We start from the raw sequence: 12,841 nt of genomic DNA on the forward strand, positions 1-12,841 counted from the left end.
GGCGTAAACTGCACGGCCCTCTTCGATGGCATGGACGATCGAGGCGAAGTTGTCGTCGGTCAAGATCATGTCCGCGGCCTCCTTGGCCACGTCCGTGCCGGTGATGCCCATGGCGACGCCGATGTCAGCCCTCTTGAGGGCGGGGGAGTCGTTCACGCCATCTCCGGTGACGGCGACGATCTCGCCCATCTGCTGCAGGTTCTCGACGACGCGCAGCTTTTGCTCAGGCGCCATGCGGGCGAAGACGACCTCGCCCTTCAGGGCCTCCTTGAGCTCGTCGTCAGAGGTCTTCTCGAGCTCGACGCCAGAGAAAACGCGAGGGTTCGGGCCCTGGACGATGCCGATCTTGCGGGCGATCGAGAGGGCGGTCAGGCCATAGTCGCCCGTGATCATGACGACGCGGATGCCAGCACGACGGCACTCGGCCACAGCGTCGGCGACCTCGGGCCTGGGCGGATCCTGCATGACGAGGAGGCCGACGAAGGTGAGGCCACACTCGATGTTCTCGGGCGTGTAGTCGCTCATCGAGCGGGGAATGGAGGCGTCGTCCGGGCTCAGGGGACGGTAGGCGAGGGCAAGCACGCGCAGGCCGTTGGCGGCATAGCCGTCGTTTGCGTCCATGATGCTCTTGCGCATCTCGTCGCTCAGTGGCATGACCTTGCCGTCGGTGCGGTAGTTGTCGGAGAGGCGGACGACCTCGTTGGGAGCGCCCTTGACGAACGCGACGCGGCTGGCGCCATCGAGCGGACGCTTGAGCTGGTGGATGGTGGTCATGCGCTTGCGGCGACTCTCGAAGGGGAGCTCTCTCACGCGGGGCATCTCGCGCTCGAGGTTCTCGAGGGAAAGGCCAGCCTTCTGCGCGCTGACGAGCAGGCAGGCCTCGGTCGGATCGCCGAGGACGGTGTAGCGACCACCCTCCTCGTCCGGCTCGACGAGACGGGCGTTGGAGCAAAGGGCACCACCGGAGACGAGCAGGCGAAGCTCCTCGTTATCGGCGGCCTCCCACTTGTCCTTGTCGCAGAGAATCTCGCCCTTGGGGGCGTAACCGACACCGGTGACCTCGTACTCGCGGTCGCAGGTCCACAGGTGGTTGACGGTCATCTCGTTCTGGGTGAGGGTGCCGGTCTTATCGGTGCAGATGACGCTCGTGGAGCCAAGGGCCTCGACGGAGCTCAGCTTCTTTACGAGGGCGTTGCGCTTGCTCATGCGCTGGACGGCCATGGCGAGGGACAGCGTGACCGTGGGGAGCAGTCCCTCGGGGATGAACGCCACGACCATGCCAAGGGCGAAGATGAACGACGAGGCTAGGCCATTGCGAACAAACAGCACGTCGAGGAGGAAGAAGACGATGCCCATGCAGAGCGCGAACAGGGTGACCTGCTTGGTCAGGCGGTCGAGCTGACGCTGGAGCGGGCTCTCGGAGTCCTCCATGTTCTGCGTGAGGCTGGCGATCTTGCCAAACTCGGTCGCCATGCCAATCTTGGTGACGACGACGCGTCCGTTGCCCTCGGAGACCGAGGTGCCGGCGAAGACGAGGTTGGGGGTCTCGGCGGTGGTGAGGTCGGCCTCGAGGACGGCGTCCGCGGTCTTCCTCACGGGGTTCGACTCGCCCGTGAGCGTCGACTGGTCGACCTGAAGGTCAGACGCGCGCACGACGCGGCCGTCCGCGGAGATCTTGTCGCCCTCGGCAAGGACCATGACGTCACCGGGGACGAGGTCCTCCGCGAGGACCTGGGCCTGCTGACCGTCGCGCATGACGTTGACGTAGGACGGCAGCATCTTCTTCAGGGCCTCGGTAGCCTTGTCTGCCTGGTGCTCCTGCCAGAAGCTGAAGCAACCGTTGATGAGGTTGACCAGCCAGACGGCGACGCCGAGTTCGGGCATGCCGGCCACAAAGGCGATGATGCCGGCCACCCAGAGGAGGATGGCCATGAGGTGCGTGAAGTTGGAGAGGAACGCAATGACCGGCGACTTCTTCTTACCCGCCTGGATAAGGTTCTTGCCGTACCTGGCCTGCAGCTCGCTCACTTGGTCACTCGCGAGGCCGGCTGCGCTCGTGCCTAGCGACTTGAATACCGCGTCGCTCGTGAGTGCCGCGATCTGCGGCATCTCCTCCTCATGCGAATCGGACATGGTGTTCAAGGACCCTCCTTTCCTTGTTAGGGCACGCGTCTCGTGGCGCGTGCGACCGACGGCCGCTTCGCCGTCGCAAAGGGGAGGATATCCTCGTGAGAACAATGGTTTTCAGTCTATTTTGGTCGTGGGTAATTCCACACCTCGCAGGCATAAAGTGCGTGTGAAGGTGACCTAAAGATAGGCTAAAGACCGAGGTAAAGCGCGTAATACGTCCTTATATGCCTTGTTGACATATGTGTAGGCGCGAAGCTTGCAGGTCGAGCTCGAGCCTACTCGCGATTCGGCTCGAACCACCAGCCGAAAGTCCTATTCATCCGCGACGCGCATCATGCGGTAACCCACGCCAATGTGCGTCTGGATGTAGCGCGGGTGAACCGGGTCGGGCTCGATTTTCTTGCGAAGGGTTCCCATAAAGACGCGGAGCGAGGCGAGGTCCGCCTGGTGGTTGTTGCCCCAGACCTCGTGCAGGATGAAGCTGTGCGTGAGGACCTTGTCGACGTTGTGCGACAGAAGGCAAAGGAGCTTGTACTCGATGGGCGTCAGGTGCAGTTCCCCGTCGCCGAGGTATGCGATGCCTGCCGTGTAGTCGATTCGCAGGTCGCCGTTCTGGAATGTCGAAGGCTCTTGTCCTTGCGTGGGCGACTGATAGTTGAGGCGTCGTAGTGTCGTGCGGATTCGCGCCAGCAGCTCGCCCACGGAGAAGGGCTTGGTGAGGTAGTCGTCCGCGCCTGCGTCGAGCGCGCCGATCTTGTCGGCATCTTCGCTCCTTGCAGAGACGACGATGATGGGCATCTGAGACCAGCTGCGAATGGCACGGACGACCTCGATGCCGTCGATGTCGGGAAGCCCGAGATCGAGGAGGACCACGTCCGGCGTGCTCGAGGCGGACGCCGCAATGGCGCCTCTCCCGGTGCTCTCGCTGAGGTGGCGAAAACCCTGCGTGTCGAGAGTCGTCAGGATGAGGTTTCTGATCGTTGGGTCATCCTCGACTACGAGAATCGTGGGACTCAATTCAGTCGGCATCTTCCTGGGCTCCTTCCGTGAGCTCATAGCGTGGCAGCGCGAACTCGAACGCGCATCCGTGGGGAACAGCGTCCCTAACGACGATGCTACCCCCATGTGCCTCCACAATCGACTTGCAAAGGGAGAGGCCAAGCCCGACGCTTCGCTTGGAATCCGCGAGCGCCCGGCCGATCGTATAGAAGGATTCGAAGACATGCGCCTTATCGCTATCTTTGATGCCGGGGCCATCATCTTCGACCCTGACAATGGCCTCGGTACCTCGCGAGCATGTTGAGACGTGGATGGTCGAACCCGCCTGCGTGTGGGTTACGGCGTTGTTCACCAGATTGACCACGACCTGGACAATCAGCTTGGCATCCACTTTGACGAGGAGGAGGTCCTCACACGGCTCGATTTCCAGGCAGTGCTGGCAGATGTCTGGATTGGCGTGGCGCAACGCCTCCTCGATGATGTCGTCGAGGAGCTCTACGGTGGTATTTAGCTGGACGTTCCCATTTTCGAGACGAGTGATGGCGAGAAGGTTCTCAACGGTGGCGTTCAGCCAGTTCGCGTCGGATCGAATGTCTCGGAGCAGCTCTCCGCGCTTGTCCGCGCTTAGCGCATCTCCGTCCGAGAGCAGAACGTCGGCGTTTCCCGAGATTGCCGTGAGTGGAGTGCGCAGGTCGTGCGAGATCGAGCGGAGGAGGTTGGCGCGAAGCTGCTCGTTCTTGGCTAGCACGGCGGCCTCCTCGCGCTGTTCTAGCGCCTGGATGCGGTTGAGCGCGAGAGACGCCTCGCCCACAACTGCCTCCGCCTCGTTTTGCTCGGCGGGGAGTGGCGTCTTATTGCCAAGGTAGGCACCCATTACGCCGATAACCTTGTCGTCCGAGATGACCGGCAGATAATAGCCGCTTGCGGAGGGGAAGCAGCCGGTCCCGGCACCGACCGCGCCTCTGTTCTCCATAGCCCTATGAGCCATGGGAGTCTCGACGATTGGCTCTGTCTGCGTTGCCGAGACGGCTGAGAAGTGTCTTTGGGGAGCAAAGCCCGAGATGCCCTCGGCATACCAGATGACTTCGGCTTCGAGCAGCTTGGACAGCTGGGCGCCAATCGCATCAATGATTTGCTCGCGCGTAGAGCACCTGCGTAGCGCTTCGTCCGCTTCAAGGATGATCTGCGTCCTTCTATATGCGAGCTGTGAGGCGTGGACTTCGCGTCTGAGCGTCATGGCAACGGCGCTGGCGATGAAGGCGACCACGAACATGACTACGAACGTCGCGGGATAGGTCCTGCCCCAGGCGGTGAGCGAGAAGCGCGGGTGGGTGAAGAAGAAGTTATAGAACAGGACCGCGAGGGCGGAGGCCACGAGGCAGTGGAGGCGTCCCACGGTGAGGAGCGAGACGCAGAGAACGGCCAAGACATACGTGATGACTATGCATGCTTCCATGTCGAGGTCGTAGAAGATGGCGCCAAGAACCGTGGCGAGCAGCATCGTCAGGAAGACGATAAGCGTGTCGGTCGCGAAACGCTTGGGCGTGGGATTATCTGACCACGCGAAAACCCTCTGCTCGAACCACGAGACTATGCTCCAATTTGAGCACGGGCTTACCGTGCCGTCCCCATTCGTATTTCGCCCTGACACGAGCTCGACCTTTCTGCTTTCCTTTGAAATAAGTCGTATTTTTTAGAATAGGCAGGTGTCAATCAGGTCCTTGGCTCTGAGCGTCTCAAGCCATGTAACCGGTATTCCCTCAATACGTTTGGAGACGGACGTCCCAAACTCCTCGAACCGGACCTGTCTTGATGGTAGACCAAATCGCGCGATTAATGGCATGGGGGAGGGCTCCCAGTCGCTGCTCGTTCAGACGAGAGGACGCTCAGATACCCCCCCATTGACCGCGAACAGCCCCTACGCTCTCGGGCCGCGCGACGGCGCTCCCGCGATACAATGTCACGCGGCTCATTCGCCTGCGCCGGCCCATTTGCCGTCGCACGTCCTAAGAAGAGGTTCCACATATGGCAGACAAGCCCTCGTACTTCGTCACGACGCCCATCTACTACGTCAACGCCGATCCGCACCTCGGCACGGCCTACTCGACGATCATCGCAGACGTCCAGGCCCGCTTCCGCCGCGCCGACGGCTACAACGTCAAGTTCCTCACCGGCATGGACGAGCACGGCGAGAAGGTCGCCGAGGCCGCGGCCAAGCACGGCATGACGCCCCAGGAGTGGACCGACTCCCAGGCCCCACACTTCAAGCAGCTCTGGGAGACCCTCGAGATCTCCAACGACGACTTCATTCGCACCACCGAGTCGCGCCAGTACAAGGCCGTGCAGTACCTCTGGGAGCGCATGAAGGAGTCCGGCTACCTCTACAAGGGCAGCTACGACGGCTGGTACTGCGTCCCCGACGAGACCTACTTCACCGAGACCCAGGTCGAGAAGGGCGACGAGGAGAACGGCACGCCCGGCGCTCACCTCTGCCCCGACTGCCACCGACCGCTCGAGCGCGTCAAGGAGGAGAGCTACTTCTTCAAGCTCTCCGCCTTCCAGGACAAGCTGCTCAAGCTCTACGACGAGCACCCCGACTTCGTGCAGCCCGACTTCCGCATGAACGAGGTCCGCAGCTTCGTCGAGGGTGGCCTGAACGACCTGTCCGTGAGCCGCACGAGCTTTGACTGGGGCATTCCCGTGCCCTTCGACGAGGGCCACGTCACCTACGTGTGGTTCGACGCCCTGCTCAACTACATGACCGCCTGCGGCTACGGCGTCGACTCCGACGAGGCGCGCGCCGAGCTGGCCTACCGCTGGCCCGCCAACCTGCACGTCGTTGGTAAGGACATCATCCGCTTCCACTGCGTCATCTGGCCGGCCATGCTCATGGCCATCGACGAGGCCCTGCCCGAGCACGTCTTTGCCCACGGCTTCCTCACCGTGCGCAACGCCGAGACGGGTGCGGCCGAGAAGATGTCCAAGAGCCGCGGCAACGCCATCGCCCCGCAGGACGTCATCGACCTGCTGGGCGTCGAGGGCTACCGCTACTACTTCATGACCGACGTGACGCCCGGCACCGACGGCGCCATCTCGTTCGAGCGCATGGAGCAGGTCTACAACGCTGACCTCGCCAACAGCTGGGGCAACCTCATCTCGCGCTCGGCCAACATGAGCGTCAAGTACTTCGACGGCTGTGCCCCCGCCAAGCCCACGAACGACCACGCCTTCTCCAACCCGCTGGCAGACGTCGCCGAGGGCATCCACGACCGCTACGCCGCCAAGATGGGCGCGCTCGACTACGCCGGCGCCAAGGACGAGGCCATGGCCCTCATCCACGCCGCCAACCACTACATCGAGGACTCCGAGCCCTGGGCCCTTGCCAAGGATGGGAGCCGCGCCGACGAGCTGGCCTTCGTGATCTACAACCTGCTCGAGGCCATTCGCATCGCTGCGCACCTGCTCATGCCGTTCATGCCCACGACGAGCGCCGAGGCCCTGCGCCGCATCTCCTGCCAGGACGAGGCCGCGTCCGACGACCTCGCGGCCGCCTGCGTCTGGGGCGGCCTTGCCGGCGGCGCCCCCGTCGAGAAGGGCGACCCGCTGTTCCCGCGCCTGGAGCCGAGGGCCTAGCGTCCACGCGCACTCGCAGCACCGCGGCCGCCCTTGGGCGGCCGCTTTCGTATGGCCGCGGCCAGCGCGCGAGACGTGCGAGAAACGCTCCCGCGCGACCGCGGCGCTGACCCCCACGAAAGGGACCGCATGGTTGCCTCTCCTCTCGCAAACCCAACTGCCACGCGCGAGATGCTCGAGCGCTTTGGGCTCGCCACCAAGCACCGCCTGGGCCAGAACTTCCTGGTCGACGACCACGTGATCGCCCACATCCTCGACCTGGCGCGCCTCTCCGAGGCCACGCGCGTGGTTGAGGTGGGCCCGGGCATCGGCACGCTCACGCTGGGCATGCTGCCGCACGCCGCGAGCGTCACCTCCATCGAGGCCGACCGCACGCTCGAGCCGGTGCTCGCCGACCTCGCCCACGAGTTCCCCAACTTCGCCTACGTCATGGGCGACGCCCTCAAGGTGGGCTGGGACGAGGTCTGCGCCGCCGCCCACCCCGCGGCCGAACCCAACATCCTCGTGGCCAACCTGCCCTACAACGTGGCCGCCACGATCATCCTCAAGTATCTCGCCGAGCACCCCGCCCTCGACGCCGCCGTGGTGATGGTGCAGGCCGAGGTGGCCGACCGCATCTGCGCCGCGCCCGGCTCCAAGGCCTACGGCGCCTACACCGCCAAGCTCGCGCTCTATGGCACCGTGACCGGCCGCTTCGAGGTGCCTCCCACCTGCTTTATGCCCGCGCCGCACGTGAACTCGGCCGTGGTACGCATCGACCGTGCCCGCGCCTGCGATGCCGAGACGGGCGGGCCGCTCGATGCCGCCGCGCTCGCGGGTGCGTGCGCCGTGACCGACGCCGCCTTCGCCCAGCGCCGCAAGACCATCCGCAACTCCATGGCCGCCCGCGGCTTCGGCAAGGCCGCCCTTGACGCCGCCTTCGCCGCCTGCGGCATCGCGCCCACCGCGCGCGCCGAGACGCTCGCCTCGGCGGACTTCGTTCGCCTGCACGCCGCCCTCGCGGCCGCCGGCGCCATGCCGGCCGACCTGCCCACACGCTTCTCGGCGGGGGAGGGCAGATGAGCCACGCCGCGACCCTCATGACCGACGCCCTCACCCTCGAGGACGGTGAGCTGTTCCACACCAAGAAGGGCAAGGCGCGCCCCTCCCCCGCACCGCTGGCGCCGCTCGCCGACACCCACGGCCACCTCACGGTGCTGCGCTCGCACGACCCGGCGCTCGCCGTCGCGCGCGCCGCGCTCGCGGGCGTGCGTCTGCTCGTGGTGCCCATCGATCCCGTGGGCGACTGCGGCTACTCCCGCGAGGAACCAGGCCCCGTGCGCTCCGCGGCAGACCTCATCGCCTTCCTCGACGAGGCGTGGGCGCTGGCCGAGGAGCTCATGGGCGAGTTTGCCGAGAGGGGCCTCGTGCCGCCTGCCTTCCCCGGCTACGACCTGCTGCCCGGTGCCACCGAGCGGCTGCCGCTTGACCTGCGCTTCGTTGCGGGCGTGCACCCCTATGGCGCGCCCGTCTTCGATGACGCGTGCGAGGCGCGCATGCGCGAGCTGCTTGCGGGCGGGCGCTGCGTGGGCGTGGGCGAGATCGGCCTTGACTATGGCCCCTACAGCGACGTGGACCCGGCCGTCCAGCTCGAGGTGTTCGAGCGCCAGCTGCTCATGGCCCACGAGCTGGACCTGCCGGTCGAGCTGCACGTGCGCGACGCCGCCGACGACGCTGCGGCCATGGCCCATGCCCAGGCGGCAGACCTCCTGTGCCGCGTGGGCGTGCCCCGCGCGGGCTGCGACCTGCACTGCTTCACGTCTGGCCCCGAGGTACTCGCCCCCTTTGCCGAGCTTGGCTGCCACGTGGCCTTTGGCGGCGCCGCGACCTTCAACAAGAGCGACGACATCCGCGACGCTGCGGCCGCCTGCCCCGCCCACCTCGTCATCACCGAGACGGACAGCCCCTACATGGCGCCCGTGCCCCTGCGCGGCGAGGAGTGCGAGCCCGCCATGGTGGCCTTCACGGCCGCCTGCTTGGCGCAGACCCGCTCCGACGCCGGCGTGGCCACGCCCGCCGAGACCTACCGCGCCCTGTGGCGCAATGCGTGTAACCTGTTTGGTCTGTAAGCAAGATCACCGAGGGCAACTGGGGGCAGCGTCTCTGGCTGTGCCTTGGAACCGAAGAGATGATGGCCGGCCGTCCTGGCGTCGCCGGCCCACAAACGATGGGAGCAACAACCATGAGCGAGAACCTACGCGTCGTCATCCTATTCGGCGGTACCTCGAGCGAGCACGACATCTCCCTGCGCTCGGCCACCAACGTCCTGGCCGAGCTTGCGGGCTGTGGCTACGACCTGCACCTCATTGGCATCACGCGCGAGGGGCAGTGGCTCAACTACACCGGCAACGTCGCCGACGTCTGCGAGGGCGACGCCTGGGCCTCCCACGACGTCTGCCCCGTCGTCGTGGTGCCGGGCGGCGGCCTGTGCCGCCACGAGGCCGACGGCTCGCTCACCCGCCTGGAGCTCGACGTGGCCCTGCCGGTGCTGCACGGCCAGGGCGGTGAGGACGGCATCACCCAGGCCCTGCTCGAGAGCGCCGGCGTGCCCTACGTGGGCTGCGGCGTGCTGTCGAGCGCCGTGTGCATGGACAAGGACGTGTCGCACCGCCTGGCGGCCGCATCGGGCATCCGCGTGCCCAAGTGCGAGGTGCTCTATCGCGGCTCCACGCAGGCAGACGTCGACGCGGCCGTTGCGGCCTGCGGCGGCTACCCCGTCTTCGTGAAGCCCACGCGCGGCGGCTCGTCCTACGGTGTCTCGAAGGTGTCCGACGCCTCCGAGCTCGCGGCCGCCCTCGACCTCGCGTTCTCGCTCGACCCCAAGGTGTCGGTCGAGGAGGCCATCGTGGGCACCGAGGTGGGCTGCGCCATCACCGGCGACGCCGCGGGTGAGCTCGAGATGGGCGTCGTCGACGAGACGGTCGTGACCGACGGCGGCTTCTTCCACATCCACCAGGACCAGACGGCCGGCGCCTCCGCGAGCTCGATGAACTCGTCGCTGCGCTGCCCGGCCCAGATCTCCGACGAGCAGATGGCCCTCGTGCGCAAGACCGGCTTCGCGGTCTACCGCGCCCTGTGCTGCTCGGGCTTCGCGCGCGTCGACCTGTTCGTGACGCCCGCCGGCGAGGTCGTGCTCAACGAGGTCAACACCATCCCGGGTCTCACGCGCTACTCGCGCTTCCCCGAGATGATGAAGGCGTCGGGCAAGAAGCTCGCCGACGTCCTCGAGGGCCTCGTCGAGGCCGCCGCCTCTCAGGCTCGCTAGCCTCCGCTGCTGGGACGATAAAGCCCGGAGCAATTTCGTCCCACTTTTCCTGCGGTTTGGGACAATAAGGCTACGGGCGGTATTGTCCCAGGCACCAGGGTGGCCTCGCGCTGCTACAATCCAAGCAACCGAGCGAATCCCCTCTGCGCCCCGCGTGGCGTAGGGGGATTTTTTGTTGAGCTGGAGCCGGGAAAACCAGGTCGAGTCGGGCCGACGCGGGGACGCCACGGCCGCTGGCGAGCTCGCCGGCATGTCCTCGCTCGCGCGCAGGCTTGCTGAGGCGGCGGCCGAGCTCGCGTGGCCCACACGGTGCGTGTGCTGCGACGCGCCCGGCGAGCTGCTGTGCGCGTCGTGCCGCTCGCGCCTGGGCTGGATCTGCCAGCGCTGGGCCTGCCCCACCTGCGGGGCGCCCTATGGGTGGGTCTCGTGCACGGAGTGCGGCAGGTCCCGAGGCGAGGCGTGGGAGACGCGCGCCTGCGTCTGCGCCCTGCCGCTCGAGGGTGCGGCCCGCTCGCTCGCGCTTGCCTACAAGGACGCGGGGGAGCGGCGCCTGGCGCCCGTCATTGCCGCGACTGTCGCCTGTGCTCTCGACGAGGCGGCCAGCTGGCCCGCGGCCGATGGGGCGGCGCGCTTCGACGCCTCGGCGGTCGACGCCGTTTGCTTCGTGCCGGCGACGCGGACGGCCTATCGGCGACGCGGCTTCGACCACATGCTCGATGTCGCGCGCTCGCTGTCGGGCATGCTGGGCCTACCCCTTGCCGACGTGCTCGCCCGCCCCCACGCCCGCGACCAGCGAAAGCTTGGCCGAGAGGACCGACTCGCCAACGCCTCGTCGTCGATGCGGGTGGTGGGCGACGTCACGGGCTGCTCGCTGCTGCTGGTCGACGACGTCGTGACGACGGGCGCCTCGGTGCGCGCCGCCGCCCGCGCCCTGCTCGAGGCGGGCGCCTCCGACGTCACCGCCGCCGCCCTCGCCCGCACGTGGTGAGCCGGGGACAAAAGACCCGTCCCCCTGTCCCCGCATGGCATCGCCGCTGCTACATAAGGTCAACATCATTGAGCTGCTATAATCGGAAAGTCTCATTCAGGTCTGTGGTTGCAGGGTGGTGGGCAAGCTTCCCGTTCGCGGCAAAGATGCTGCGCCCGGGTGGCCGCGCCCCGTCGGGCTCGTCTCGGCAGCCGCCCCCAGTCCATGCCAGACGAGGGCAAAGGGATCCACGTAAGTTCGGGCGTGCGCGTCCGGGCGATCATGGCTCGTCCTAGAAGTAAGACGCACCGCCCGTCTATCCTGGGGTTTCGTTGCCCCGCGGGCGAGAGGGCCTCCAGTGGCGCCGCCGCGGCGGTTGTCTGCGAAAGCCCCCGTGCGCGAGTGTGGGGTCAAATACCAGGTCAGCTGACTGAGACGCAGCTTGAGAAGGGGATGGCCCGGCTGGGCCCGGGGGCGGTCGCGCCCCATGAGACGAGGAGACTCGATGAGACGCAAGAAGATGGTCGTTCGCGGTGGTGCCGCCGTGCTCGCCGTGGCGGTGGCTGCCTGCCTTGCCGGCTGCTCTAACCCTCTGTCGGCAATCGAGGCGAGTCTGAGCTCCCCGTCCATCGCCGAGGCACGCGGCAAGCAGATGCAGGCCGCCGCGCCTGCCGTCACCACGCCCACCATCATCAAGAACGGCACGCTCACCGTGGGCCTCGACACCTCGTCGAGCGCCCCCATGTGCATTACCGGCTCCGACGGCACCTTCCAGGGCTATGACGTCGACATGGCCTACGCCATCGCCGACCAGCTTGGCCTCACGGTCGAGTTCGTGGGCGTGAGCGGCGCCTCGTCCGCCCTGGGCCAGACCTGCGACATCGTGATGGACGCCAGCTCGAACGCCTCGGGCAGCGTCACCGTTGTGGGCGCCTACGCCGAGGACGCCGTGGGCTTCTTCCACAAGGGTGGCGAGGGCACCGTCGACAAGGGCAGCGTCATGGGCAAGACCATCGGCGTACAGGACGGCTCGGTCTCCCAGCAGCTGCTCAAGCGCAGCGACCTCGAGGCGCGCCAGGAGTCGTTCACCAACCTCAACGACGCCTTCGACGCCCTCGAGCAGGGCATCGTCGACTACGTGCTGTGCGATGCCTTCTCCGGCGCCTACCTGCAGGCCGCCTACTCCGACATCTCCTTCTGCGGCTCGATTGACGTGCCCAGCTCCGTGGGCGTGGGCGTGGCCGCCGCCAACACCGAGCTGCAGAACGCCGTGCAGCAGGCCGTCGATAAGGTCTGCACCAACGGCGTGTCCGACATCATCCGCGCCAAGTGGCTGGGCGGCATGGGCGCCATCTCCGACAGCTCGCAGATCTCCGGCATCTCCATCTCGGCCGGCACCGTCGCGGGGTCGAGCGAGACGACCGAGACCAGCGACGGAGCCTCGGGCGTCCAGGACGGCTCGACGGCCGGCGCCAACGCCGCCGACGTCAGCTAGCCACCTGCCCGCTGCACGTCTAGGCCGATTCTGTCCCGAATGGAACCATCGAATCGGCGACTGGTCAATTCTCAAACGACCGCAGAGTTTGCGTCCGGTTTGGGTACCAGTGCAGTACAGGGGAAGCCGCAGCGCTCACCCGCGCGGCCGCTCCACAGGGCAAGTAAAGGCTCGACGGTTGGAGGCACCATGGACATCAAGGTTTCTGGGCGCAAGGTTACGGTCACGGACGCCCTTCGCAGCTACGTTGACGAGAAGATCGGCGGGGCCCTCGAGGTCTTCGACATCCAGCCCATGACGTGCGACGTGGTCC

Annotated in this window: 10 protein-coding genes; 7 read left to right on the plus strand and 3 right to left on the minus strand. The window is 66.5% G+C overall.

The genetic code is table 11. The features are described 5' to 3' along the window. From AC1VTH_RS03350 to AC1VTH_RS03360, 3 genes are all read right to left on the minus strand, one after another. A partial coding sequence (locus AC1VTH_RS03350) for a cation-translocating P-type ATPase (protein WP_481334686.1) occupies positions 1-2,133 on the minus strand: 2,133 nt, incomplete at its 3' end. Between the two features lie 309 nt (positions 2,134-2,442). Further along, positions 2,443-3,159 carry a response regulator gene (locus tag AC1VTH_RS03355; RefSeq protein ID WP_481334688.1) on the minus strand — a complete coding sequence of 239 codons (717 nt, stop codon included), beginning with the start codon at positions 3,157-3,159 and terminating at the stop codon, positions 2,443-2,445. Continuing rightward, positions 3,149-4,780, minus strand: a complete 1,632-nt coding sequence (locus AC1VTH_RS03360; RefSeq protein WP_481334689.1) for an ATP-binding protein — start codon at positions 4,778-4,780, stop codon at positions 3,149-3,151. The genes AC1VTH_RS03355 and AC1VTH_RS03360 overlap by 11 nt, the downstream gene beginning before the upstream one ends. A gap of 374 nt (positions 4,781-5,154) precedes the next feature. On the opposite strand from AC1VTH_RS03360, the gene metG reads away from it, so the two are divergent. The 7 genes from metG to AC1VTH_RS03395 form a co-directional block, all read left to right on the plus strand. After that, the gene (metG, locus tag AC1VTH_RS03365; protein WP_301830353.1) at positions 5,155-6,762 is read left to right on the plus strand and encodes a methionine--tRNA ligase; all 1,608 of its coding nucleotides are present in this window, start codon (positions 5,155-5,157) and stop codon (positions 6,760-6,762) included. A gap of 129 nt (positions 6,763-6,891) precedes the next feature. Next, entirely contained in the window at positions 6,892-7,824 is a 933-nt protein-coding gene (rsmA, locus tag AC1VTH_RS03370) for a 16S rRNA (adenine(1518)-N(6)/adenine(1519)-N(6))-dimethyltransferase RsmA (RefSeq protein ID WP_481334691.1), read from the plus strand. After that, positions 7,821-8,870, plus strand: a complete 1,050-nt coding sequence (locus AC1VTH_RS03375; RefSeq protein ID WP_481334692.1) for a TatD family hydrolase — start codon at positions 7,821-7,823, stop codon at positions 8,868-8,870. Before rsmA ends, AC1VTH_RS03375 begins: the two co-directional genes overlap by 4 nt. A gap of 113 nt (positions 8,871-8,983) precedes the next feature. Next, the gene (locus AC1VTH_RS03380; RefSeq protein WP_481334693.1) at positions 8,984-10,066 is read left to right on the plus strand and encodes a D-alanine--D-alanine ligase family protein; all 1,083 of its coding nucleotides are present in this window, start codon (positions 8,984-8,986) and stop codon (positions 10,064-10,066) included. A gap of 172 nt (positions 10,067-10,238) precedes the next feature. Next, a complete protein-coding gene (locus AC1VTH_RS03385) occupies positions 10,239-11,054 on the plus strand; it encodes a ComF family protein (protein ID WP_481334694.1) in 816 nt (271 codons plus the stop codon). A gap of 484 nt (positions 11,055-11,538) precedes the next feature. Next, positions 11,539-12,528 carry a substrate-binding periplasmic protein gene (locus AC1VTH_RS03390; RefSeq protein ID WP_481334696.1) on the plus strand — a complete coding sequence of 330 codons (990 nt, stop codon included), beginning with the start codon at positions 11,539-11,541 and terminating at the stop codon, positions 12,526-12,528. A 189-nt stretch (positions 12,529-12,717) separates the two neighbouring features. Further along, the coding region (locus tag AC1VTH_RS03395; protein ID WP_481334697.1) for an HPF/RaiA family ribosome-associated protein at positions 12,718-12,841 on the plus strand (124 nt) is incomplete at its 3' end.

The sequence above is a fragment of the Parolsenella sp. genome (assembly GCF_982402205.1).

Excerpts from the sequence above, each read along its gene's own strand:
- AC1VTH_RS03380 (WP_481334693.1), top strand. The coding sequence starts at position 8,984 with ATGAGCGAGAACCTACGCGTCGTCATCCTATTCGGCGGTACCTCGAGC.
- AC1VTH_RS03375 (WP_481334692.1), top strand. The coding sequence starts at position 7,821 with ATGAGCCACGCCGCGACCCTCATGACCGACGCCCTCACCCTCGAGGAC.
- rsmA (WP_481334691.1), top strand. The coding sequence starts at position 6,892 with ATGGTTGCCTCTCCTCTCGCAAACCCAACTGCCACGCGCGAGATGCTC.
- AC1VTH_RS03355 (WP_481334688.1), bottom strand. The coding sequence starts at position 3,159 with ATGCCGACTGAATTGAGTCCCACGATTCTCGTAGTCGAGGATGACCCA.
- AC1VTH_RS03390 (WP_481334696.1), top strand. The coding sequence starts at position 11,539 with ATGAGACGCAAGAAGATGGTCGTTCGCGGTGGTGCCGCCGTGCTCGCC.
- metG (WP_301830353.1), top strand. The coding sequence starts at position 5,155 with ATGGCAGACAAGCCCTCGTACTTCGTCACGACGCCCATCTACTACGTC.